This window comes from Planococcus maritimus, assembly GCF_001687625.2.
In the GTDB taxonomy this organism is placed as follows: Bacteria; Bacillota; Bacilli; order Bacillales_A; family Planococcaceae; genus Planococcus; species Planococcus maritimus.
Map to the genome: position 1 here is coordinate 2,973,302 of NZ_CP016538.2, position 25,526 is coordinate 2,998,827.

The following is a 25,526-nucleotide window of genomic DNA, read 5'->3' on the forward strand; positions in this document are numbered from 1 at the left end:
TCAGTCTAAGCAGATATAAAGGAGGTACGGCTTTGTTAGAAGCATTTCAGGCATACATTTCTTCAATCAAGCAAGAAAGATCAATCCGGGTATATCTGCCAAAAAGCTATTCGACAGAAAAGAAAAGCTACCCCGTGTTGTATATGCACGATGGGCAGAATGTATTTCAAGATTTGGAGGCTATCGGCGGGAAATCGTTAGGTCTTGAAAATTATTTGGATGCATATGAACTGGACCTTATCGTGGTTGCAGTCGATCAAAATCCACAGGCAAGAATTGATGAGTATTGTCCTTGGGTAAGCGGTGAATACAGCAAAAGCATATTAGGCAAGGAGAATACAGAAGGCGGAAAGGGCATGCACTACGTGGATTTTATCGTCAGCGAACTAAAGCCGCTGATAGACAGCAAATACCGCACAATCCGAGACCAGACCGCGATGGCCGGTATTTCTTTAGGCGGCCTTGTCTCTATTTACGCCATGTGCCGCTATCCCCACATTTTTAAACACATAGCCGTCCTCTCTTCCGCCTTTTACCGCAATCAAGAAGAAATCATGAAGCTGATCGAGCAGACGGATTTGTCGCTAGTTGAAAGTGTTTATATGGATTGCGGGTCCAAGGAAGCGGGAGCTGATACGGAAGTGAGCCAGAAGTTTCTAGCTTCCAATCAAATGGTCTATGAACTACTAAAGGACAAGATATCTAATACACAATTCGAAATCGTTGATGAGGCGGAACACAATTATTCGTATTTTAAAGAAAGAGTGCCTAGTGTATTTAGGTTTTTAACATCAAAAGATTTTTCAGGGAACTAGCACTCAGTTACTTGGGGAAACTGCTTATACATACAAAATAGTTCTATCCTTTATCTAATTGAAAAATATGCAATAGTTGCGCTTAGAAAAGTTACTTAATTACTTTACTCATAGTCGATTGAGAGACCCATATTTACCACGTGCAAAGCACCCAACTTCCGTAATATTCCAATCCCACCTCTGTTATACTGGAAGAAAGAGGGTTTTATTCGCCGAAGGGAGAGTCACGAATGAAAACGTACTGGTTGCTTGGCATCATGTTACTCGTCGATATGACGCTGCTGTTGGTGGACGATTACTTTCCGGGTGCACTCAGTTCCTTAAGTATCCCGGTGTGGTCTTTATACGCACTGCTTGGGGTTTTGGTTCTGGTGAGCCTACTGACACACAATCCTGAACTGGAGAAGCGCTTTGGGCTCCATGCCTTATTGTTATTGGCTATCTATCCGATGCTGGTGATGTTTTTATTGACTTTCCTTGGCGGTGAGTCAGAGAGCGGTCTCTCTATAACGAGCCCCCTCCTTTGGATTATATGGGGAGCGGTTTTGTGGATGGGATGCCGTGATTATAAGAAAGACAAAGAGCAAGATGGGCAAGCGCTGGATTGAACAGTTCTCTAGGATACATATGGCAAGAGTTTATTGCTCAAATGGAAAGGATGACCTGTTGTTATGCTATGGATACTTACGCAAAATAAACAAGACCTGATGAATGTTAAGAGTGTTGCTGTAAAAGGAAAGCACGTGGAAGGTTTTGTAGAAAACAGCTTATTGGATCAATGGAATAAGGTGATGGGCAAATACGAATCAAACGATCGAGCATTAGAAGTTCTTACGGAGATTTTTGCGAAGATTGACCAAAGCGACGGGGCTGCTGTGACCTTCACTATGCCTGAACGATAACCCTATATGGCTTATGCTTAGATTCTGTAACCTTCAAAAGGCGGAAACTCCCCTTTTGGAGGTTTTTCTTTTTATTCACCTTATTCAAGTGGATTTATACAGATTTCAGTAGAGGACGGAAAAGCACACTGATTTTTTTATGTTAAAATATGGTTATAGGCAATCAAGCAATTGGTCCAACTAAAGTTAAGTAACTTATATTAGGTTTTTCAATAGAAAGGGCGGATACAATGGATGAAGCGCAACAGAAGCTTAAAGAAATAACAAAGTTAAAGAAGAAGCAATTGCTCTGGAGCAATCTCTTCATGCTGGTGATTTTCTTATTGCTTAGTTATTTATTGGAGAGCGGAAAAATTTTATTCGCGACCTGGATCGTCATACTATTCATCTTCGTAATGGTCGTGCTTAGCTTATATACCTTGATAACAGGAACGATTATCGGAACCAAGACGACGAGGCGGATTCGGGCATTCGATCGAAAGCGCTGGGGCAAGACGAAATGGAAGCTTCTCAATATAACCGAAGTTGTTCTATATAGTGGTATGGGTGTCGGCTTGATTTATTTAGTTTTCAACACGGATTTCGATTTCGACTTCCACTTCCACGATCGGAGCTTGTCTACTTTTACCTTCCCGTTTATCGGCTCTTGGGTTGGTTATAATTTGGGCGAGATTATAAGAATATTCGGCTTGAAAGAGCAGGCAGCAAATGGCTAGCCGCTCTAGTTTTCCTTGGAATATTACCGCTAATCAATCAGCCCAACTACATATCAAAAACCCCTCGGTTCCAAGACTGAGGGGTTTTTGAGTTTTCGTGATTTGTAAGGTTCTTTCCTATCTTCTTCCGCCTGGCAATTGTCAGGCGTTTGCTTCTTAATTCCAGGAAGTTAAAGAAGATGCGTTAAGACGCCACATCGTCTTTGAGAAATCCTATAATAGAAACCAGAAGACCTGACAGCACGATGATATATTCCATTCCGCCGATGTTAGTAGCCGTATCTACTACAAGAATTCCCCCTAGAATCATAAATGAAATGCCTAGTAACATTAATTTTATGGATTTCAACAAACCGCTCCTCAAGAAAAATTGTGATAACTGAAATTCTTTCATTTTCCTATTATGTATCCGGTCCCCGCACTCACACAAATATATATATACCAGCATTCAATCTAGAGGCTTAGGATGAGCTGATGTGCATAAAAAAAACCCTTATTGATATGCGGATATGTTTATATCCGCTATTCAACTAAAGGGTTTTTACTGATCGGTTACGATGATGTGAACGGCTTCTACGGGTCCATGTACTCCGATCACGATATCCATTTCAATGTCGGCACTATTGCTTGGACCTGAAATGAAATTGATGCAGGTAGGAATGTCCTTTTTCGCCTGTACCTTCTGATGAATAGCATGGGTCGCCTGCGTCATACGCGGGACGATGGAAGATTTGGGGACGATGGCGACGTATACCAGCGGAAGCAGGCTGACTGAACGGGCAATGTCTTTGTCGTTAAACTGAACGACCGTTCCGGATTCTGCCAGGCTGACTTCGCTGAAAAACAAACCGATATTGGCTTTTTTGGCGATTTCGATATTTTCTTGGCCTATCGCCGCATTCCATACATGTGTGTCGTCTGCATTCAGTATGGCTGCAAGATTGAATTCGGTAAACCGGGCATCGTTCGTTGCAACGATGGGCCCTCCGCCAAATTGATGAATGACTTTTTGAATACTTGCTGCCAGATTCGCTTTATCCGTTTCAACTACTCTTACTGACTTTGCCTCGCTGTTTTCCTTGAAGGCCTGGGCCAAGCCTTCAACGGTCTTGTTCTCATATACTTTCCATTGAGGTTGATGTTGCCATGCTGGCAAGGATACTTGCGCTTTTCGATCACGGCCAAGTTTTCCGGCAATCTTATTCAAAAAAGCGTCTTTGTTCTGGACGGTGCCTGGAGTCATTTACAGATCATCGCCTTTCTTATGATTCTCAAACCACTTTCTGAAGTTGCTTTTTCCCGGTGCCGGAAACTCCCGCACGGATGTCCATAATTTCATCGGTCCTGGGCCAGCGGAAATGCTGTCGTCTTTGACGAATGGGCTCATGGCTGCTGGCATTCCTTTAGTGGCAAGCTGGAAAAGTGATGGGGTACTCGCGCCAATGCCGAACGCTTTCATGGCCATTTTTTCGCTTTTCTTTCCTTTTTTCTCTACATAGTTCTGCCGATGCGTGATCAAGTGTTCGTGAAGCGGGATTTTAACCGGGCAAGCTTCCGTACAGGCAGCACACAAGCTTGAGGCAAAAGGAAGCTCCCCGTATTCTTCATACCCGCCTAAAATCGGCGACAACACAGCCCCAATCGGCCCTTGATAAATAGATCCGTATGCATGTCCACCAATGTGGCGATAGACGGGGCAGACATTGACGCATGCCGCACAGCGGATACAATGCAGGGCAGATTGAAATTCGGTGCCCAATGCATTCGATCGCCCTGCATCCAAAATGACCAGATGAAACTCTTTCGGCGCATCGACGCTATCTTCATCTACTTTAGGGGTCAAATTCGTTACGTATGTTGTAATCTTTTGTCCGACAGCACTTCTGCTAAGGAGATTCGTCATGACGTCTAGTTCTTCCCAAGACGGAACTAACCTTTCCATCCCCATAACCGTGATTTGCGTATCCGGGAAAGTGGTTACCATATTGGCATTGCCTTCATTGGTTACAAGCGAAATAGATCCCGAGTCGGCTACGGCAAAATTACAGCCGGTTACACCGATATCCGCTTCCATAAATACTTCCCGCAGTTGGCTACGGGCGAAAGCCGTCAATTCCCGTGGTTCTTCAGTGCCGGTATAATTGGCTTTATCCCTGAAGGTGTCGCGGATCTGTTCTTTGTTTTTATGCAGAGAAGGCACTACAATATGCGACGGACGATCATGGTCATCAATTTGTAAAATATATTCGGCCAAATCGGTCTCGTACACTTGGCACCCGACTTCTTCTAAGGCTTCGTTTAGGCCTATTTCTTCTGTCACCATCGATTTCGCTTTCGTCACTTTTTTAGCGTTCTTTTTTTTGGCCACTTCCTGAATGTAGCGGGTCGCATCGTCTGCTGTTTCCGCGAAATAAACGTGCCCGCCTTGTTTTGAAAAGGTTTCACTCAATTGATTTAAATAATAGTCCAGATTCTCAAGCGTATGTTTGCGGATTTCTTCTCCCGCACTCCGCCATTCTTCCCAATCGCCGATTTCTTCGTCACCTTCAGTAGCGGCAAGTTTTTTGCCACGTAGCCGGTCTTGAGCAGACGCCATGGCATTTCGCATAAAATCGTCTTCAAGCGCATCGTCTACCCGATCAAAAAAAGCCTTTTCTCCGATTTTCATTGGCATCTTACGTCACCCCTTCAACTCGTGAATTCAGTATTTGGGCTATGTGTTTTACTTCGATTGGCTTACCTTTCCGGTTGATCCGGCCTTTAATGTTCATCAAGCAGCCATTATCTGCGGCGATCAGGAGATCAGCTGTCGATTCTTCTACATGACGCACTTTCTCATCTACCATCCGCTCGGAAATCGGTGCCATTTTCACAGCAAACGTTCCGCCAAAACCACAGCAATCATAATTGTTTTTCAATGGCAGCATCTCAAGGCCTTTGACGTTCTTCAATAGTAGAGACGGTGCTTCTTTTTCGCCAAGCAAGCGCGTCATATGGCAGGACGTATGGAAAGTGGCCCTCCCCGGATAAATGGCTCCTACATCTTCGACTTTTAAGACATGAACGATAAATTGAGAGAATTCGTACGTTTTATCCGCTACGGATTTTGCGCGTTCTCTCCAGTTCTCGTCATCATGGAACAGTTCGGGGTATTCTTTGAACATTGCAGCACAGGAACCTGAAGGGGTCACGATGTATTCCGCCTTTTCGAAACTCGCTATCATTTGCTTGGCCGCTTTTTGGGCGTCTTTTTTGTAGCCGCTGTTAAAAGCCGGCTGGCCACAACAGATTTGTCCTTTCGGGAAATCGACCTCACATCCTAAACGTTCCAACACTTCCACGACATCTTTTGCCACGTTTTGATAAAACATTTCTGAAAGGCAAGTGATAAATAAGGATACTTTCATGTACATCCACTCTTCTCATCATGTATTTTCCATCTGCCTGACAACAAGAACCGCGTTCCGAAAAAATTCCGAGCTTTAGGGCCCTGTCACCACTTGTTCGACTGTGTTGATTTGGATGAATTGATCGATCTTTTGCAATGCATCTTGTTCGTCTAGTCCTTCTGCGACGATGTCGATGACTGCGCCTTTTGCTATTGCCAGCGACATAACACCCATAATGGATTTCAAATTGACCGTTTTAGCTCCTACCGTTAAAGAAATCGTCGCCTCAAACTCACTCGCAAGGTTAACCAATTGAGCTGCCAGACGGGCTTGTATCCCTGTTTCCGAAACGACCTTATACGTTTTTTTCAACATAGCAGTCTCCTTTTCTTCTAGCATATTTGTAGGCTAGTTGCTGCTTCCCTGCATGTTTGACTCCAAGAAGATGACAACCAGAAACCTCAGGATAGCTTGATATACTCGGTCTTACACCGCACTATCTATCGCTTCAGACCGGCCAGTCAACACCGTTTTTTCATAGTCCTCAATGTCTTCTAGCCATTGCTCTTTAACAGGGACATCCATGACTTCACAGTAATAGTTCCAAATAGCGCCAAATGGATACGTTTTAAATTCTTCGATAAGAGCGAGCCTTCTAGTGAAATCTCCCTTTTCCTGCAGTTCTTTTAACTGCTCATTTGGCATCAGCATGCCGTATAACAACGCTTTGATCATGTTGCGTGTGCCAATTGTCCAAGCGGCGACCCGATTGATGCTGGCATCAAAAAAGTCCAAGCCGATCATGACTTGATCCAACGCATTATTGCGGACGATTTCCAGCGCGATTTCCTTCAATTCATCGTCAAATGTCACCACATGATCACTGTCCCAGCGTACTGGCCGTGATACGTGCAAGGCTAACTTTTCATTGAACAAAAGCATGGCTGAGATTTTGTTGGATACCATTTCTGTTGGATGGTAGTGGCCGGTATCAAGCAGGCAAAGTTTGTTGTTCCTCGATGCGTAGTTCATGTAAAATTCGTGTGACCCTACAACGAATGCTTCGGAGCCAATGCCGAACAACTTGCTCTCCACCGCATCGATATTCAATTGCTCATCTACTTTTGCTGCAAAAATTTCATCGAGCGACTCTTTTAACCGCTTTCTTGGCGTAAGCCGGTCACTTGGCACATCCTTGTAGCCATCTGGAATCCAGATATTCGTCAAACAAGGAGTCCCTAATTCCCTCCCAAAGTATTCCCCTATTCTTCTGCTGGCGATGCAGTGGTCAATCCAAAACTGTCGGATTTGCGGATCGGGATGAGACAAAGTCAATCCGTCTTCAGATTTTTTATGTGAGAATAAGGTAGGGTTAAAATCGAGCCCCAGTCCATGTTGTTTCGCCCAGGCTACCCATTTTTCAAAATGCTTCGGTTCCAATTGATCCCGCTCCACCACTTCCCCGTCGGTCTCTGCATAAATAGCGTGAAGATTGACGCGGTGTTGTCCAGGAATCAGCGAAAGAGCTTTTTCAATGTCTTGGCGCAGTTCTTCTGGAGTGGTCGCCTTTCCTGGATAATTGCCTGTTACGTCAATTCCACCGGATAAGCTTTCTTTGTTTGTTTCGAATCCTCCTACGTCATCCCCTTGCCAGCAATGAACGGAAATTGGAACATTTTTCAACTTATCGAACACTTCTTCAACATTGATGCCCCAGCGTTCATATTCTTTTTTCGCATCTTCAAATTGATTTTTAACCGTCATACAACTTCCCTCCCCTTGGTGATCCAGTAGCCTTTACTGGTTATGAACGTTCCTTTTCTGCGATCGCGTGAACGAATTTCTTTACCTCAAATGACTCTTTAACTATGCTTCTTGCGGTTTTGAGGTCCGCGATTTCTCCCACCGCAATCAATTGCGCCACCAGATTTCCTATAGCGGTAGCTTCAACCGGTCCGGCAAACACTTCTTTTTTCGTCTTTTCTGCAATCAGTTGGTTCAATAACTCATTTTGTGAGCCGCCGCCGATTACATTTATCGTGCTGAACTTTTTTTCGAAGATATCTTCTATTTCGCAAATGGCTTTTTGGTAACTGACGGCCAGACTTTCAAATACACATTTGGCAATTTCACCTGGTTGTTCCGGCACTTGCTGTCCGGTTTCCCGGCAATAAGCTTGTATTTCGTGCACCATATGTTCAGGTTTCAAAAAACGCGGATCATCCACGTTTACGACGGGCCCCGTCCCATTTGCAGCTTTTGACAACTCGACCAGTTCCGCAAAAGAATAACGGTCCCCATAATTGCGTTTCACTTCCTGAATCATCCAAAGTCCCATGATGTTTTTCAAAAAGCGGAATTGACCATCCATTCCGCCTTCGTTCGTAAAATTATAATCCAGTGCTTTCGTCACACAAATCGGAAAATCATTTTCTACCCCAATTAATGACCAGGTTCCTGAGCTGATATAAACGGTGTCTTCAGGCTGCGGAACTGCCAGTACTGCTGAGCCTGTGTCATGGGTAGCGGGCAAGATCACGGCCATATTAAATCCGAACTCTGCTGCTTGTTCTTCTTTTAAGGGCCCAAGAACCGTTTTCGGCATGTGAACCGCTTGGAACATCTCGACGTCCAAACCCAAGGTATCCATGATTTCTTTGTCCCAATTCTTCGTGAACGCATTGATCAATTGAGTAGTGGTGGCATTTGTGTATTCATTCGCTTTTTCACCTGTCAGTAGAAAATGCAGGTAATCCGGAATCATCAGGAAGGTTTTTGCTTGCTTCAATACTTCAGGATTTTGCTTTTTTAATGCGTACAGTTGATATATGGTGTTGAATTTCTGAAACTGGATGCCTGTCTCCAGATATAACCGTTCTTTCATGAAGATTTCCGTGACTTCCTCCATGATGCCATCTGTTCGAGGATCCCGATAAGCGACGGCATCCGTCAGCAGTTGATCGTCTTCATCGAGCAAGACAAAGTCCACTGCCCACGTATCGATGCCAATGCTTGTAGGGACGATATCCATTTCTTTGCATTTATGGATTCCTGCTTTGATCTCATTGAACAAGGATTCTATATCCCAGCAAAAATGGCCGTTTTTTTCGATTAGTTTGTTTTCGAACCGATGGACTTCATGCAAATTAAGCCGTTTAGCTTCCATATTCCCTGCCACGAGCCTGCCGCTTGAAGCGCCAATATCAACGGATAAACAATACTTTTCCATGTGCCACCTCCTGTAGCGTAAGCTCTCCGCGTATGTATCATTGTGGTGGCGGCTTGTTCCCGCCACCACAACTTTTTTTACCGGGTGAATGCAGCTGGCACACCGCCATCTACAGTAATCATGCAGCCCGTTGTTTTTTCTGCTTTCGAGGATGCCAGGAACAAAATAGATTCCGCAATGTCTTTCGGATAAATGTTCACCAGTAAGGTTGTGCGTTTGCGGTAATGTTCATCGAGCTGATCGGGTTCGATTCCATAGGCAGCCGCCCGTTCCTCTTTCCATTTCGACCCCCAAATTGCAGAGCCCTGCAATACTGCATCCGGTAAAACGGAATTCACGCGTATTCCGAATTCTCCACCTTCAGCAGCAATGCACCTTGCCAAATGAGCTTCGAGTGCTTTCACCGAGCTGTAGGCGGAGGCATTTTTGCCTGCATAGACAGAGTTTTTGGAACCGATAAAGACCATGCTGCCACCGATGGATTGCTCTTTCATTTGGTTAAAGGCTTCACGGGCTACCAAGAAATACCCTTTGCCAAGAACATTCATATTCAAGTCCCATTCTTTTACAGACGTTTCACCAAAAGGACTCGAAGTGGCAAGCCCTGCATTGTTGACGATAACGTCGACTCCACCGAATGCCAGAGCCGTCTGACGGAAAGCTTCCTGTACCTGTTCTTCGCTTGTCACGTCCATTTTCACAGCAAGCGCGCGTTGCTCGCCGTATTGTTCGTTGATTTCAGCAGCCACTTTTTCGGCACCTTCTAGGTTCAAGTCGGCCAACACAACATGGGCGCCGTCGGCAACGAATTGCCGGCAAGTTTCACTGCCAATCCCGCCTGCGCCACCTGTGACAAACGCCACTTTCCGAGAAAATTCAGCCTCTGCCGGGGCAAGTGACAGTTTGTACAGCTCCAGTGGCCAGTATTCAATGTTATAGGATTCCGCCTCATTCAAAGAAACGAATTTCCCGAGCGTCGTTGAGCCTTTCATAACTGAAACCGCCCGGTGATAAAGCGCGCCGCTGACATTCGCCATTGCTGTATTTTTGCCCGAGTTTACCATCCCGATTCCAGGGATTAAGATCACGCGTGGAGCCGGCTCAAACATGACATCCCCTTCATTTTTATTGCGTTCAAAATACGCTTCGTAGTCTTTCTTAAAGTCGGCAATTCCCTTTTTAACGGTCTCGATCAATTGATCGGCATCTTTTGTGGAAGGATCCCAGTCTACATAGAGCGGTTTCATCTTTGTATGCACCAGATGATCCGGACAAGCTGCGCCCACTTGGGACAATTCAGCAGCATCACGGCTGTTTACAAACTCCAAGATGTCGGCGGCGGTGTCATGCGTTAACAGCATTTTCTTTTCGTCACTGACCGCTCCGCGAATCACTGGCATTAGTTTAGCCAAGATCTTCAACCGGTCCTCTTCTGCTAAAGCATCGTATTGTTTTCCTCCGAAAATAGCGTCTTCCTGAAGGCGTCCATTGATATAGTTTTCCGCTTCATTGATCACGGAAATGGTTTTATCGTAACTTTCTTTTGCAGTTTCCCCCCACACAACCAAACCGTGTTTTTCCATCAGTACCAGATCGGCGCTTGGATTGTTTTGAACACCTTCTGCAATCATTTTGGAAAGGGTAAATCCTGGGCGGACATAGGGCACCCATACAAAACGGTCGCCGAAAATCTCCTTGGCCAGTTCTTTCCCATTATCTGCACAGCATAGGCTGATAATGGCATCCGGATGCGTGTGGTCTACGTGTTTGAATGGCAGAAATGCATGCAATAAGGTCTCAATTGAAGCGCGCGGGTGCTTGCTATCGATCATGCATTGTGACAAATAGTCCACCATTTCTGCGTCTGGCATCTCCTCACGATCGATTAATGGCCGAATGTCTTCAAGCTTCAGTCCGGTGAAATTTTTCGCTTCCATAGTAGCAAGGTCAGATCCGCTGCCTTTTACCCACATCACTTCAATATCACGGCCACGAAAATCTTTTTCCACTGTTTTTATTGAGGTATTGCCTCCTCCCCAATTGCAGACTGCCCGATCTGATCCGATTAAATTAGAACGGTAAACCAGCTCGTCGAGTCCTGTAGTTAAGTTGTTTGCGGCCTCTGCACTCCATAAGTTCTTTACCATAAGTACCTCCAGTTAACGTTTATTAGATTTTGATTTCCACTCTTTCACTTTAAATAGAACACTTCTTTCAATGGTTGGATGGGCTCTTGGTCTTGAAAATCAAAAGATCCTTGAACCATCTCGGATGTAATGGCATTCCACTTCTTGCACACATCGCTTTCCGCGATGTATGCAAATGCCGATTCAACATCGCTGCATTCGAAACAATAAAAAAACTGGGTTCCGTTCTGGAAAATCGAATAATTGCTGATTCCCGCTTTCGAATGCTCCGTCATCACTTCATCCCACGGGTCTTCATGCAGTTTCACATACTCTTCCAAAGCTTCATCTTTCACCGTCCACGTCCAAGCATATTTATTACTTTTTTCCATTCACACACCTCCTAAAAGAACAAGAGGCTGCCCGATTTTCAATAAAAGATAATCGCTGGAAAACCACGTTCCGTTTTCCAGCATCACCCTTTTTCTCGAATAAGGACAGCCACTGATACTTCTTAGTACACTTCTTTCCATTCATCAATGTTATCTGCATCAAAGCGGTACGGTTCGCCTAGCATGACTTGTGTTCCATCGCCATCTTCAACGATTTCCTTTTCACCTAGTCTGCCAGCTTCGAATGTTTCACCCACAGCTCCTGTGATTTCCTCTTCAGACAAAGCAACGGCAGTCATGCCTGCCCCGTATCCTACATCGATCGGGTTCCACAAGAACATAGCAGGCGATACTCCATTTTCAATGTACGTTGCCATTTCACTTGGAAGCCCTAGTCCAGTTAAGGCGACTTCACCCTCCAGCCCTTTGTCTGTCAGGACTTTTCCGGCTGCCGCGATGCCAACCGTAGTAGGAGAAATAATCGCTTTCAAATCCGGGTATTGAAGAAGCAATGCTTCAGCTTCAGACGTACTCTTATCACGCAAGTCATCACCGTACGCGACTTTGACCAGTTCAATGTTTTCGTATTCAGGCTCTTCTAATTCTTTTTTCATCCATTCAATCCATACATTTTGGTTCGCCGCCTGAGACGTGGCGCTCAGTACAGCAATTTGGCCTTCCCCGTCAATCATTTCTGACACAGCTTGAATTTGCGTGCGCCCAATCGCTTCTGGATCAGCCTGGTTTACGTGAACCATGCGGCTATCTGCATTTACTGCAGAGTCTGCTGAAAGAACGTCGATTCCAGCGTCCATTGCTTTCTTCAACACTGGCTCCAGCGCGTCTATATCATTTCCTGTCACCATAATCGAGTCGACTTGCTGTGTAATCAATTGTTCGATGATTTGAATTTGCCCTTCAGCCGTTGGTTGGTCTGGAGCGCGAAGAATGACTTCTCCTCCTGCTTCATTGATCGCTTCTTCAAAGCCATCCATCATTTTCTCACCGTACGGATTTCCTGTGTTTTTGAATACCATGGCGTAGGTTTTAGCACCGTCTCCTCCGGTTGCCGAAGCACCGCCTTCTCCCGTTGATGCCTCTTCATCCCCACATGCAGCTAGCATCCCGACAGCCAAGCCGATTGTTCCCCATTTCGTCAGCAATTTCTTCATTTGTCTTCTCCCCTTTGTATGTGATGGTTTTGTATACTCAAACAGCAAATGATTTGCTGTCAGCAACTTACTCCAGTTGTTTCTTTTTTCTAAACCCTTTAAAAGCACTGCCGACATTTACTTTTGGAATCGCGACAGAAGCAAGGAGCAATAACCCGACGATGACTAGCATCATTTGAGAAGGAATATTGATCAACCCGAGCCCATATTGCAGATAACCGATGATAAAGACAGCTATAATAGCACCGACCATCCGCCCTTTTCCTCCGGCTGTGCTGATTCCCCCAAGAGCTACCATCGCAATAACATCCAGCTCATACATTGTTGCGACGTTTGGCCGCGTACTGCCCATGCGTGAGGCAAGAAAAACAGCGGTAATCGCAGCCATGAGTCCGGCGAGGGTAAAGACAATGATCTTGACCTTATCGACCTGTACGCCAGAGAACCGGCTTGCTGTATCGTTATTTCCCATTGCATAAACTTGTCTGCCAAATGTCGTTTTGTGGAGCAGGAGCGTAAAAACAATGGCAAGAACGGTGAAAGCGATCAAAATGAATGGAATTCCTGCGACGCTTCCCCATCCGAAAAAGCTGAACCAGTCTGGAAAATTTCCTGAAGCCTGATCTTCTAAAATGACATAGGCGATTCCCCGATACAGAATCATCGTCGCCAACGTCACGATAACTGCGGAAAGTTCTTTAAACTTCACAATTAGTAAACCATTCACTAATCCGCATACAGCACCGACCAATAAACAAATCACAATGGCTGCGCTCATCGGAACATTAAGGGTGTTGTAAAGTGTCGCCATGACCACTGAAGATAAGGCCACAGTAGAACCTACCGAGATATCGATGTCCCTAAGGATCATGATCATGACCATTGGGAACACAATAAATGCTTTATCCAGGAAAATCATGGTCGCATCTCTTAGTCCCGCTGCATTTAAAAAATAAGGAGAAAGGCTGGTGTTGATGGCAATTACCACGAAGAACACCAGAATCAACATCCACTCCCACTGAAGGAAAAACTTTTTCCAAGAGAACTCCCGCTTATTGCTTAATGTTCTTTGCACATATTCACTTTGTTCGAATGCTCTATTTGCCATGGTCAGATCCTCCTTTTCAGCAAATTGTTTCTGTCCACTCCGCGTTTTACAAGAGCATTGACCACTACAGCAAACAGAATAATCGCCCCTTGAATCGCACTTTGCCAGAACGGAGATACATTCATTAATGGAAGCGCGTTATTTAAAATTCCTAATAGGACAGCGCCTAAAATAACACCCGGTATTTTGCCGGATCCGCCGGCAATGCTTACCCCGCCAAGAATACAGGCAGCAATAACTGTCAATTCATAACCTGAAGCGGTATCGCCTTGTGCTGACGCAAACTTAGCGACCCACAGAACGCCCGACAATCCTGCCAGGCCACCCATGATGGAGTAGACAAGCAATAGAATTTTAGTCTGGTTGATGCCGCTGACTTTTGCTGATTCTGGATTGCTTCCCACCGCATAGATTTGCCTGCCTGTTCTCGTATGATTGATGAAGTAATACGCGACGATGTATATCACAATGGCAATAAAAACAAGTGTGTTGATCCCTATGATTTTACTTGTGGCAATCGACACAAATTGTGCCGGCATCTGGTATGAACTGACCCACTCTCCGTCACTCACTGTAAACGTAAGCCCCCGGAAGATATTCATCATGGCTAAAGTGGCAATGATCGGTAAGATGCCAATTTTAGAAACTAAAAAACCTACTGTGACTCCGCAAATAATACCTATGCCTGTCCCTAGTAAAATAGCGAGCAGTGGGTGTAATCCGCTGTAGGTACTTACCAGTTGGGCAACAATCATTCCCGACAAAGCGAGTGTCGCTCCGATGGATAAGTCAATTCCCCGAGTGATTAATACGAGCATCATCCCTAGTGCAAGGATGCTCAGTATTGCGGTGTTGGTCATCATATCCGACACATTTCCAAGCGTCATGAAACTGGAATTCTTCGTTTGGACGAAAATGCAAAGAATAACGATAAACGCCAGTAACCCTAATTCTCGAAACTTTGATATGGCTGCTAATTTGGATGTTCTCTTTTCAGTGGATAAATCTGTGGAGTTATCGTCCACAATTGACTCTGCCATCACGCTCACCTCTTTTTCACATTTACTTATCCCACATTTTTTTCACCTAAATCGGTCATCGATGCTTCTAGAATCATTTCCTGTGTAGCCGTTTCCTTTGTTAAAATTTTTGTTATTCTCCCTGCTCTCATCACAGCAATCCGGTCGCTCATTCCAAGGACTTCCGGCATTTCAGAAGAAATCATGATAATCCCGTATCCTAAAGCTGCCAAGTCGTTGATAATTTCGTAGATCGCTGACTTTGCTCCGACATCCACGCCTTTTGTTGGTTCATCCATAATAATAATTTCTAAATCAGCTGTCAGTAGTTTGGCGACTGCCACCTTTTGTTGATTTCCTCCAGAGAGTGAACTGACTAGATCGAATACACTGTTTGCTTTCACGTGAACCTTCTCTGCCAATTCTTTTGCAATTTCGTTTTCTTTTTTCTCATTCAGCCAACCGTTTTTACCTGTTTTTTTCAGTGCGGATAAAGTAATGTTTTTGCCGATGCCCCATTGAAGCACAAGCCCTTGCTTCTGCCTGTCTTCCGGCAGATAGCCAATCCCCAATTTAATCGCTTGCTTCGGACTATGAATGGTGACATCTTTTCCATTCAACTTTATTGTTCCTTTATCGTATGGCAAAATTCCAAAGAGAGATTGGCAAACTTCTGTTCTTCCTGCTCCTACCAGTCCAGTCAACCCAAGGATTTCGCCTTTTCGAAGAGTGAACGAAATGTCAGCAAAATACCCTGCCTTACTAAGCCCTTCCACTTCAAGGAGTTTCTCGCCCACTTCTCCTTTTTTCTCCGGGAATACTTGAGTAATCTCACGTCCCACCATGGCAACGATAAGATTGTCATTTGAAATTTCGTCGATAGCCCAAGATCCTATATATTTCGAATCCCTGAGCACCGTAACTTGTGAAGCCAATCGATACATGTCTTCAAAGCGATGCGAAATGAAAATAATCGAAGCCCCTTGGTCGCGTAAACTTTCCGCAATTTTATAAAGCTCTTCGCTCTCTCTTGAAGTAAGTGCAGCAGTCGGTTCATCCATAATAATAATTTTCGCGTTTGTCGAAATGGCTTTTGCTATTTCCACAATTTGTTGTTGCGCAACACTTAACGAACCCATTTCAGATTTCGGATCAATAGACGAGCTTAACGACCGTAAAATCTTTCTGGCTTCCTCATGCATTTCTTTCCACCGCAAACGCCCGGTGAACTTCTGAACTTTTTCATGGCCCATAAATATGTTTTCAGTAACGGTTAAATCCGGATAGTTTGTGACATGCTGGTAAATTGCTGCAATTCCCTTGTCCTGGGCTTCGTTTGGATTCGAAAATTCAACCCGTTCCCCGTTCAAGTACATTTCTCCCTCATTGGGTGCATGAACACCCGTAATCACTTTGATGAAGGTTGATTTGCCTGCGCCGTTTTCACCCATCAACGCATGAATCTGGCCAGGTTCCAATTTGAAATGGACGTTGTCTAGAGCCGTAACACCCGGGAATTTTTTTGTGATCCCTTTTAGTTCGAGAACATAATCAGACATAATTTCCCTCCTTGCCTCATTTATAGGCATCTCCCGCTATGTGATAGCGCTTTCAATTAGTTTATAGCCTTTACGGAAATGGCAAAAGGTGAGAATTTTCGGAAAAAGGTGTGCATTTCTCTGTTTGTTGTTGTTCCCATTAAAAAAAGCCCCCATTTCTGGAGGCTCATCACTACGTTTTGATTTTTTCTTTGTATTTTGAAGGAAGTTCACCGTAATGTTTTTTGAAAAGTTTGCTGAAATATTTTGTATCTGCATACCCTACCTGTTCTGCAATTTCATATATTTTCAGATTGGTCGTAAGCAATAGCTCTCTGGCTTTGTTAATTCGGCTTCTGGTAACGTAATCGAGAACCGTTTCCCCCGTTTCATTTTTAAAATACTCACAGAAGTAGGTTGGATTCATATACACATGTCCAGCTATTTTTTCGATGGTAATACTCTCTTTCAAATTAAGCGTGATCCATGATTTCGCTTCTCTCACTTGATCGTGCACATTTTCCTTATTCACATGCATGAGCTTTTCATAGACTTCTATCAGCCAATCTTCCAATTCCTTTCTCAATTCGTCTATATTTCCTGACTTCTGAAGCAAACTAACCGTGCCTTGAATATCTAGCAAATCATTATTCAGCCTTGGCTTAAATTTAATGATGTAATTGATCAATTGAATACTGAGCGATTGTAGGAAAAACTCAACTTCGCTCGATAAGCGGAGCGTCTGGAGCTTGTCTGCAAACAAGTGAATATGATGCTTTAGTTCTTGTTCGTTCATTCGTTCCATAGCTTGAATGACTCTTTGAATCGCTTGCTGAAGCTCACCTGCGTTCTTCAATTCACTTTCATAACTTGTTTTCACATACAAGTCTTGCTGAAAGATCTGGCTATTGCCAAAGACTGGCCTGTATTGCATGAGAGCCAACACATCTTTGGTGATGGTTTGCAGGAACGTTAAATCCTCAAATGGCTTGCTGATAGCGACAGAGTTAGAAAAAGGAATCGTTTTCTGCACATTTTTTTGCATGGACATTGAAAAGCTATTCAATTCCTCTTTGAATGCAATTTCTTCTTCATCTGTCTTGCTGCACAATAAGATCCAGAAAGAAGCGTCTTCCCCACGCCACTTCCAAAAATCCCTGCTGCTATCTGACAGCATTTCATTGATGATGTTCTCATTGGCAAGTACCCATGTGTTCCATTCGTCTTTTTTCATGGTGCGTGAGTGGCTCATGGGCTGATCAATCGTTACATACATTAAGCTGTATAGACATTCGGGAAACTCTTCGGTCCAGTCAAGCAGCGAGACATCTGGCTCAAAACCTTTCGTGACTTGGCTTAATTTTTCCACTTGTTGGATATACTCCAGCTTGGAAACTTGATGTTGAACGACTATTTCCTTCTCCTGCAGTCTGCGTTGACTTAACACTTCCTGCTTCAATTTTTCCATTTGTTTTTTGAATTCCTCGCGATCAACTGGCTTTAACAGATAATCCAATGCACCTTCACGCAAAGCTGTCTGAAGGTAGTGAAAATCATCAAAGCCACTAATGACGACTGGATTAAAGGAGGTGAATTTCTTCATTTCTTTGATGAGCGTCAGTCCGTCAGTTATCGGCATCCTAATATCGGTAATCAAAACATCAAAGTCGAATGGAGTCTCCTCATAAGCATCAAGCAACTCTTGGCCATCGCCAAACGATGCTGCTACTTCCCACTCTTCTCCGCAGGATAGAACCAGTCTCTCTATGCCTCTTCGAATGCGATTTTCATCGTCTACTACTACTGCCTTAATTTTTTCGGATTTCATTTTGACTCTCCTCACTGCCTCCAACCAAGACTGGGATTTTTATTTCTACTTCCGTTCCTTCACCCACCAAGCTCGAAATCTTCACCCCGTATTCACTTCCAAAGTTCATCGCAACACGCGCATGAACATTCAATAGTCCAAAATGAGAATCTTTTTTGATCATGGGATCGTCCGCCAGCATATGCTGAATTTTTTCCAATGATTCTGGCTTGATGCCTGGGCCGTTGTCTTTTACTTTAAATACAATTACATATGATCCGTTTGCTTGCTGTAGCCATTCCACAGAAACTTCCAACTTGCCATCTTGACCAGACTTCATGCCATATTTCACAGCATTCTCGACCAATGGCTGCAAGATAAATTTGGGTGTATAAAATCTAAGAGCATTCTTATCTTCATGTATGGCAAAGTCGAATTTATCTTCAAAACGGATTTTTTGAATGCGCAAATAATCCTTAATATGCGCCAGTTCGTCGGAAATCGGTACTATGTCCTCTTTGTTGCTAATTGAATATCGCAGCATTCTACCCAATAAGGTAACCATTTCAACCACTGTGTCTTTTTCATCTTCTTCTACCGACATTACGATCGTCTCCAGCGTGTTGTACATGAAATGCGGATTGATTTGCGATTGCAAAGCATAGAGTTCCGCCTCTTTTTGTTTAAGTTCTATCTGGTAATTCTTGCGAACCAACTCTTTGATTTCCGTCACCATGGATGTGAAGTTATTAGCGAGTATCCCTACTTCATCGGTAGTCGTAATGGATAAATCCACATCAAAATTTCCTTTTTCAACGTTCTTCATGGAATTCGTAAGACGATGAAGCGGGCTGGATACATTCCATGCCAGTAATATGGAAATCACCGTGCTGATGAGAACAAATACGATAAAGATAATGATTGTGGCATTTCTCACTAAATCGGTTCTTTCTGTTAAGTTTTCCGCTAGTATGCTATGCGCCAAAATCCATCCGGTCCCATCTAGATAATTAAGGCTAATCAGTCTGTTCTGTTCTTCTTTTGTCGTTCGAAAACTGCCATTTATTTTAGGGTAGTCCACTGCTAAGGAGTCAATTGAGCGAACAAGTTCCGGATTGGTATGATAGATAATCCGGCCGTCCTCATCCATCATCCACAGTTTGGCTTTACCTTCCTCATTTAAATTCTTTATCACATTTTCTAAAAACGAAATATCGACCGCAATCAGCACAGTTCCCAGATTTGTCCGGTTTTCGAGATCAGTCAGTTGCTTCATCAGAAGAACAAAAGGAGGGTTTCCTTCAAACTGGAGTGAGGTTTGATGGGGCAGGAGAAATTTTTCCTCTCCGCCTAATTCAATCTCCTGTCCGTAAATGTCTTTATAGTCCGTCCCTTCAAAATTGGAATAAGGAATTTTGGTACTTTGAAATATCCTGTTTTTTGACAAGACAAACACACCTAATATGTCGGAGCTTTCCCCATTAATGAAATTTCGTGATAAATAATTATTGAAGGTAAACTCATCTTGCAACATCGACGATTGGTTCTGATACGAATCTTTTCGTAAGATACCGACCATTTGATCAGAGTTGTACAGCTGGTCAGGCAAGTTGCTGAACTCCCTTATCTGATTTGAAATATTCTCATTTGCCTGCGCGAGAATCTTAGGAATGTACTCGCCTACTTGCTCTTCAATAGAAGTAGAATATTGACTATATGCGATGTATCCTAACAAAGACATGGGAATCACAGTCAGCAACACATACGTCACAATCAACTTGGTGCGCAGTCTATAGTTTTTAAAGCCCCATAGTTTAGAAGTCATATTGATCCACATTCTCTTTCGTAAAATCCATTGGCTCTCCCATGATGACCGTATCTCCAATCATACGAATTTTACCAACTTCAGGAATTTCCTGCCAATCAGTTGGATCATTTCCTTTGTAAGAGTTGTAAGCAAGCCTGACTGTTAAGTATCCCAATTTTTTCGGACTCCATAGTGTAACAATTTGGGCTGAGCCATCTTTTAAGTGTTCGTTCATTGGTGAAGGTGTCGACAACCCCACAACTGCGACTTCTCCCACTCGGTCAAGTTCTTTTACTGCTTTGGCAGCCGCTGGAGGACCCACCGAAGAATTACCGATAATCCCTTTTAGATTCGGATACTTTTTTAGTAAGTCTTTGGACAATTTATACGCAAGCTGTGGATCGTCATCATTTGCCGCTACCTCTACCAAAGTCATCTCTGGGTAATATTCTTTTTGATGTATTTGAATCCAATAGAGCCATTCATTCAAATTCGAAGCAGATAACGCCCCGGTCAATATAGCAAATTCCCCTTTTTCATCCGTGTTCCAAGCAAGAATATCCATCAGATGCCGGCCAAGCGTTTCTGGATCTACCATATTTATAAAAAAATCTCGGGCTTCCGGAACCGTATCTGCGTCCCATGTGATCACTTTTATCCCTTTCGCTCTGGCTTGTAGCAAAACAGGAGCCAGTTCTTCCGGGTCATTTGCTGATACAGCAATGGCGTCGACATTATTTTGTATCATTTCTTTAATGATTTCTATTTGTTGTGTAGCATTCGCGAAAACAGGGCCTTCGTATAAAATATTCACTCCCAGATCTTCTGCAGCTTCGAGAGCGCCCTCTTCCACCGCTTGAAAATAAGCGATATTTGCGACTTTCGGCACGACAGCTATCGTGATCTGCTGATTTCGATTAAAAGCTGCTTCTTGAGGAGCTTCTTCCTCCATCGAATAAATGATTTCGTATTGCTCCTGCTCTTGAAACCCAGGATTACAAGCGCTTACAAAAAGCAAAGCAATTAATAGACAGTAGATAAACTTCAATGCTTGCATAGCATTCACCCTTCCCAGCACGATCTATAGGTTTTACATACTGAAAGTCACCGAACGCAAAAAAGTTACTAGTACTTATTACATTAACATTTTTCAGATAATTAGCACATACTAATTCCATACTAAAAAGAGCAGCTAGCTGCAGCTGCTCTTCCTATAAAATCACTGACTTGCAACCCAACAGCTCTCCAACCTTCTGAAAGAGCGTTGCATTGTGACCCATAGACATGACACAATGATGCGTTGGTGCTTCAGCGAACCACTGCTCCATGTAATCATCCGGATGTGATTTAAATTTCACAGGCGTCTGTGTATTCCCCACACGGATAATTTCACCGTCTGTGGACTCGCCTTCACCAATGATTAACTTTAAGTTGCCATCCCTTGTTTGCGTTACATTTAAAATCGTTACAGGACCTGTTTGCACCTTCGCTTCGACCGACACCCCGGTTCCTTGCTTACCGTGATATAACCCCAGTCCTCGAAGCACCGGCTTGCTGTCGGAAATCGCTAAATGGAACGGGCCGTCATGACCAAGTAAAATTGTCTCGTCGTCATAATCGATGCTCATCAATTCAGAAAAACTTCCTCCAGCCCCTAAAACATCAGCGATTTTCATGCCAATTGCTGTTTTCAAGTCCCCTTCTCCTGCACAAGGTATCCCTTTTGCGGTTAATAGGGAATGGCCGACAATAAATCCAGATTGCAGTTTTTCCAGATGACTTCCGGGAGAGCCATGATAATAATACGCTAACGCATCCAAATCGAACTCTTTAACCATCTTTTCTTGAGCTACCGCTACTCTAGAAGACCACTGAAGTTGTTCATCCGTCGGTTTCTGAGCGATTGGGTCCGTTGGCGAATCCTCACTGATTTGGAACATTTCATGGATTTCCCGGAGCTTCTCTTTCACTTCCGTTTCGGTCACTTCTTTCAGGAATGCATCGACATCTCCCATTTCTAACACTTCTACATGCAAACCCATCTGCGCATGTATCATTGTAAAATCACTATACATATCCAACATGCCGCTGTAAGTATTCCCGAGAAACCCAAATCTACTTTCGCGCAAGGTGCGTGGGACAGCAGCTGCACGAATCCATTCTTCGATTTTTCTCCATGCGCGAGTGGCTTCTATTCGGGAATGTGTTTTTTCGTCAGCTAGGGAGATCTCCGGTGTTTCTTCCAGTCCAAGCAGCCCATTCACCACCCGGAATGTGATTCCTGCCCGGTTAAAGGCATTTGAAATTTCCGGTACTGGACACGATCCACAATGAGCAAGCCATTCTCCCGTAGTTGTATGCTGATAATTAATCTTGGCAGTCGGCTGCAGATTCAAGATAACAGCCGGCGCTTTGCAAATTTGGTGGACCGGCAAAACAGCCGAACTCGTCGAATAAGTAGCTGCATGACAAAAAACCAGATCGACATTATTTTCATTAAACCAATAACCTGCTTTGCGAGCTTCTGCCTCGGTATCAACTAAACCGTAATTATAAACTTCGCCATGTATAGACATCTTCTTCTCAAGAAATTCTCCATAGGATTCGATTCTTTCCTTCAACCCTGGAAATTGACTCCAGTAGGCCTTTAATCCAATAGTATAAATTCCAATGCGTGCCTTTTTTGCTGGTTTGAATGGTTGAAATTTCATTTCTTGATATTCCCCCTTTTTCCCTCGCACTCACTTTGTTACCGCTTTCATAAATTGTATAGGTAAGCTCTCGTTCAAAAAAGGAGTGTATTCTCTGTAATTGTCAGACATTTTTCGGTTTTTCATCTTTTAAATACGTGATGTATTCCTTCGGCAACCTCTCCCCATCCACAGCGTCCATTTTTAAAACCCCACTCTCAGGAGGCGCTGTGTGATGAAAACATTTTGGCTGTTCGGCTACCGGCAAGCGCTTTGCTGCATTTTTCCGGTCATCATTTTTGCGGCACTCGCTGTGTCGAAATACATTGAGATTCCTTTTCTGCCCCGCTATGATTTTATTTTACTCGTGTGCATACTCGCGCAAGTGTTCATGCTCGCATCCAAACTGGAAACGTGGGATGAGTTCAAAGTCATTTTGGTGTTCCACGCAATCGGGCTCGGTCTCGAATTGTACAAGGTCCATATGGGCTCGTGGGCGTATCCGGAAGACGCCTACAGCAAATTTTTCGGTGTGCCGCTCTATAGTGGATTTATGTACGCCAGTGTCGCGAGCTATATTTGCCAGGCGTGGCGACGTTTCGACTTGCAGATGTACGGCTGGCCCAAGCCCTTCTACAGCATCGCCATCAGCGGCTTGATCTACGCGAATTTTTTTACGCATCATTTCACGTACGACATCCGCTGGGGACTGAAGCTGCTGCTAGTACTGATTTTCTTCCGTACGGTCGTAACGTTTCGCATAGAGGAGAAACTCTTTAAGATGCCGTTGATCCTGTCGTTCCTGTTGATTGGGTTCTTTATTTGGATCGCAGAAAACATCACGACCTTCCTCGGCGCTTGGCAGTACCCGAATCAGGAAGCGGCTTGGTCGCTCGTCCACATCGGCAAAATCAGCTCGTGGTTTTTGCTCGTTATCATCTCAGTCATCATCGTGGCGCAGCTGAAGCGGGTGAAGAGTTCTTTGAAAGAGCCTGCCCGCTCTACGCTTAATACGACAGCACGGTCTGAAATGGACTAGCAGCAACGAAGAGTACTGGATAATTTTCCTCTCCCGGCAATTGATGTCTTGCAGAAAAACGAGTACCCTTAAGATATCAGTCCGTATCTACACAAGAGGACGATAACTGCTAAAGGAGCATGATGATGAAAAGTACAGGAATCGTTAGAAAAGTCGACCAGTTGGGGCGTATTGTTACGCCTATCGAATTAAGAAGATCCATGGGAGTGAATATCGGCGACCCGATGGAAATTTTCCTGGATGATGACCGCATTATTTTGCGTAAGTTTGAGAGCGCACAAACCTGTGTCGTCACGGGTGAGGTTTTCACTGAAAATTTCGAGTCACAGTTGGTCAAAGGCATGCATTTAAGCCCGCGCGGCGCACGCCTTTTGCTCGAAGAACTGCAAAACGTATCAAAGAAATAATTCTTCTCAACCGGCATGCGGATGACTTCCGCTTGCCGGTTTTTTGTGTTCGATGAGAGTGGCTTAGTGTAGGAGCATTCACAACTGAAATCCATTGCTCAGAAATTCAGAGGCAACTTTTGACATTCTCCAGCAAATAGCGTAAATTATCATATGGACGAACAATTATATTCGTTCATCGTTATAATATTCGTGTTTAGGGGTGTAATTAATGGAAAATGTATTTGATTACGAAGATATTCAGTTAGTTCCTGCAAAAGCAGTAGTAAATAGCCGTTCAGAATGTGACACATCCATAGAGTTTGGCGGGCGCACGTTCAAGTTACCGGTCGTGCCGGCCAATATGCAGACCATCGTCGACGAAAAGATTGCGACATTCCTCGCTGAAAATAATTATTTCTACATCATGCACCGCTTCGAACCGGAAAAACGCTTGGCGTTCGCAAAAGACATGCAAGAGCGCGGGCTGTTTGCTTCGATCAGTGTCGGAGTGAAACCGGAAGAGTATGATTTTGTGCAAGCGCTTGTTGACGCTGGCGTGACGCCTGAGTACATTACCATTGATGTGGCGCATGGCCATTCCAATGGCGTCATCAATATGATTCGCCACATCAAAAAATCGCTTCCGGAAAGCTTCGTTATCGCCGGAAACGTCGGGACACCAGAAGCCGTGCGCGAGCTAGAAAACGCCGGTGCTGATGCAACAAAAGTAGGCATCGGGCCAGGTAAAGTGTGCATCACGAAAATCAAAACTGGCTTCGGCACAGGTGGCTGGCAATTGGCCGCACTTCGCCTATGCGCAAAAGCTGCCAGTAAACCAATCATCGCAGACGGCGGCATCCGCACGCACGGTGATATCGCGAAATCGGTGCGTTTTGGCGCGTCGATGGTCATGATCGGCTCATTGTTCGCCGGGCACGAAGAATCCCCTGGGCAAACCGTCGAGCAAGACGGCAAGCTTTTGAAGGAATACTTCGGTTCAGCATCCGAGTTCCAAAAAGGCGAAAAGAAAAACGTCGAAGGCAAGAAAATGTACGTGGAATTCAAAGGCTCGATGAAAGACACGTTGACTGAAATGGAACAAGATCTGCAGTCAGCCATTTCCTACGCCGGCGGCAACCACTTGCTCGCCATCCGCCAAGTGGATTATGTCATCGTTAAGAACTCCATCTTTAATGGAGACAAAGTATATTGATCCACAAAAAAACCAGCCACTGAGGCTGGTTTTTCCAGAGTGTTGAAGAAATCTATGGTTTGCTCTCAGCTATGAAAAAATAGTGTCTTTTGCTTTCTTCAACAGTCAATGACCTCTCTAAGTATTTGGAGAAGTGTTCGCTCGACTCCTACGGGATCAGCGGGTTTGAGAGACC

23 protein-coding genes are annotated in these 25,526 nt (G+C 44.2%); 7 read left to right on the top strand and 16 right to left on the bottom strand.

Annotated features, from left to right (window positions below):
* Positions 1–32: 32 nt before the first annotated feature.
* The 4 genes from BBI11_RS14680 to BBI11_RS14695 all read left to right on the top strand — a co-directional run bounded on the left by BBI11_RS14680 (position 33) and on the right by BBI11_RS14695 (position 2,433).
* Positions 33–815, top strand: coding sequence for an alpha/beta hydrolase (locus tag BBI11_RS14680; RefSeq protein ID WP_068465100.1), 783 nt, complete (start codon positions 33–35; stop codon positions 813–815).
* A gap of 230 nt (positions 816–1,045) precedes the next feature.
* A complete protein-coding gene (locus BBI11_RS14685; RefSeq protein WP_068465103.1) occupies positions 1,046–1,423 on the top strand; it encodes a hypothetical protein in 378 nt (125 codons plus the stop codon).
* A 63-nt stretch (positions 1,424–1,486) separates the two neighbouring features.
* Complete coding sequence (locus BBI11_RS14690; protein WP_068465107.1) at positions 1,487–1,717, top strand: hypothetical protein; 231 nt, start codon at positions 1,487–1,489, stop codon at positions 1,715–1,717.
* A gap of 305 nt (positions 1,718–2,022) precedes the next feature.
* Complete coding sequence (locus BBI11_RS14695) at positions 2,023–2,433, top strand: hypothetical protein (RefSeq protein ID WP_208597159.1); 411 nt, start codon at positions 2,023–2,025, stop codon at positions 2,431–2,433.
* 541 nt (positions 2,434–2,974) lie between these two features.
* Here the strand turns inward: BBI11_RS14695 and BBI11_RS14700 are convergent.
* The 16 genes from BBI11_RS14700 to BBI11_RS14775 form a co-directional block, all read right to left on the bottom strand.
* Complete coding sequence (locus BBI11_RS14700) at positions 2,975–3,676, bottom strand: LutC/YkgG family protein (RefSeq protein WP_068465113.1); 702 nt, start codon at positions 3,674–3,676, stop codon at positions 2,975–2,977.
* Entirely contained in the window at positions 3,677–5,107 is a 1,431-nt protein-coding gene (locus BBI11_RS14705) for a LutB/LldF family L-lactate oxidation iron-sulfur protein (protein WP_068465116.1), read from the bottom strand. It abuts the gene before it with no gap.
* A 1-nt stretch (position 5,108) separates the two neighbouring features.
* A complete protein-coding gene (locus BBI11_RS14710) occupies positions 5,109–5,840 on the bottom strand; it encodes a (Fe-S)-binding protein (RefSeq protein ID WP_068465833.1) in 732 nt (243 codons plus the stop codon).
* A gap of 75 nt (positions 5,841–5,915) precedes the next feature.
* On the bottom strand, positions 5,916–6,197 hold the full coding sequence (locus BBI11_RS14715; protein WP_068465119.1) for an HPr family phosphocarrier protein: 282 nt from the start codon (positions 6,195–6,197) through the stop codon (positions 5,916–5,918).
* A gap of 111 nt (positions 6,198–6,308) precedes the next feature.
* Complete coding sequence (rhaA, locus tag BBI11_RS14720) at positions 6,309–7,586, bottom strand: L-rhamnose isomerase (RefSeq protein WP_068465122.1); 1,278 nt, start codon at positions 7,584–7,586, stop codon at positions 6,309–6,311.
* 40 nt (positions 7,587–7,626) lie between these two features.
* Positions 7,627–9,051, bottom strand: a complete 1,425-nt coding sequence (rhaB, locus tag BBI11_RS14725; protein ID WP_068465125.1) for a rhamnulokinase — start codon at positions 9,049–9,051, stop codon at positions 7,627–7,629.
* Between the two features lie 77 nt (positions 9,052–9,128).
* Complete coding sequence (locus BBI11_RS14730; protein ID WP_068465127.1) at positions 9,129–11,198, bottom strand: bifunctional aldolase/short-chain dehydrogenase; 2,070 nt, start codon at positions 11,196–11,198, stop codon at positions 9,129–9,131.
* 44 nt (positions 11,199–11,242) lie between these two features.
* Positions 11,243–11,569 carry an L-rhamnose mutarotase gene (locus BBI11_RS14735; RefSeq protein WP_068465130.1) on the bottom strand — a complete coding sequence of 109 codons (327 nt, stop codon included), beginning with the start codon at positions 11,567–11,569 and terminating at the stop codon, positions 11,243–11,245.
* A 122-nt stretch (positions 11,570–11,691) separates the two neighbouring features.
* Entirely contained in the window at positions 11,692–12,741 is a 1,050-nt protein-coding gene (rhaS, locus tag BBI11_RS14740) for a rhamnose ABC transporter substrate-binding protein (protein WP_068465133.1), read from the bottom strand.
* A gap of 67 nt (positions 12,742–12,808) precedes the next feature.
* A complete protein-coding gene (locus BBI11_RS14745; RefSeq protein WP_068465136.1) occupies positions 12,809–13,849 on the bottom strand; it encodes an ABC transporter permease in 1,041 nt (346 codons plus the stop codon).
* Between the two features lie 2 nt (positions 13,850–13,851).
* Positions 13,852–14,889 carry an ABC transporter permease gene (locus tag BBI11_RS14750; RefSeq protein WP_068465138.1) on the bottom strand — a complete coding sequence of 346 codons (1,038 nt, stop codon included), beginning with the start codon at positions 14,887–14,889 and terminating at the stop codon, positions 13,852–13,854.
* A gap of 26 nt (positions 14,890–14,915) precedes the next feature.
* Positions 14,916–16,427 carry a sugar ABC transporter ATP-binding protein gene (locus tag BBI11_RS14755; protein ID WP_068465140.1) on the bottom strand — a complete coding sequence of 504 codons (1,512 nt, stop codon included), beginning with the start codon at positions 16,425–16,427 and terminating at the stop codon, positions 14,916–14,918.
* Positions 16,428–16,599: 172 nt separating this feature from the next.
* A complete protein-coding gene (locus BBI11_RS14760; RefSeq protein ID WP_068465141.1) occupies positions 16,600–18,234 on the bottom strand; it encodes a response regulator transcription factor in 1,635 nt (544 codons plus the stop codon).
* Entirely contained in the window at positions 18,215–20,050 is a 1,836-nt protein-coding gene (locus BBI11_RS14765) for a cache domain-containing sensor histidine kinase (RefSeq protein ID WP_083389118.1), read from the bottom strand. Before BBI11_RS14765 ends, BBI11_RS14760 begins: the two co-directional genes overlap by 20 nt.
* Positions 20,028–21,077 carry an autoinducer 2 ABC transporter substrate-binding protein gene (locus BBI11_RS14770; protein ID WP_068465147.1) on the bottom strand — a complete coding sequence of 350 codons (1,050 nt, stop codon included), beginning with the start codon at positions 21,075–21,077 and terminating at the stop codon, positions 20,028–20,030. The genes BBI11_RS14765 and BBI11_RS14770 overlap by 23 nt, the downstream gene beginning before the upstream one ends.
* Positions 21,078–21,231: 154 nt before the next feature.
* Positions 21,232–22,731: an L-fucose/L-arabinose isomerase family protein gene (locus BBI11_RS14775; protein WP_068465150.1), complete on the bottom strand. Its 1,500-nt coding sequence runs from the start codon at positions 22,729–22,731 to the stop codon at positions 21,232–21,234.
* A 214-nt stretch (positions 22,732–22,945) separates the two neighbouring features.
* On the opposite strand from BBI11_RS14775, the gene BBI11_RS14780 reads away from it, so the two are divergent.
* The 3 genes from BBI11_RS14780 to guaC all read left to right on the top strand — a co-directional run bounded on the left by BBI11_RS14780 (position 22,946) and on the right by guaC (position 25,351).
* Positions 22,946–23,749, top strand: coding sequence for a DUF817 domain-containing protein (locus BBI11_RS14780; protein ID WP_068465153.1), 804 nt, complete (start codon positions 22,946–22,948; stop codon positions 23,747–23,749).
* A 125-nt stretch (positions 23,750–23,874) separates the two neighbouring features.
* Positions 23,875–24,156 (top strand): AbrB/MazE/SpoVT family DNA-binding domain-containing protein, encoded by a 282-nt coding sequence (locus BBI11_RS14785; protein ID WP_068465156.1) that lies wholly within the window; start codon positions 23,875–23,877, stop codon positions 24,154–24,156.
* 211 nt (positions 24,157–24,367) lie between these two features.
* Entirely contained in the window at positions 24,368–25,351 is a 984-nt protein-coding gene (guaC, locus tag BBI11_RS14790; protein WP_068465158.1) for a GMP reductase, read from the top strand.
* Positions 25,352–25,526 lie beyond the last annotated feature (175 nt).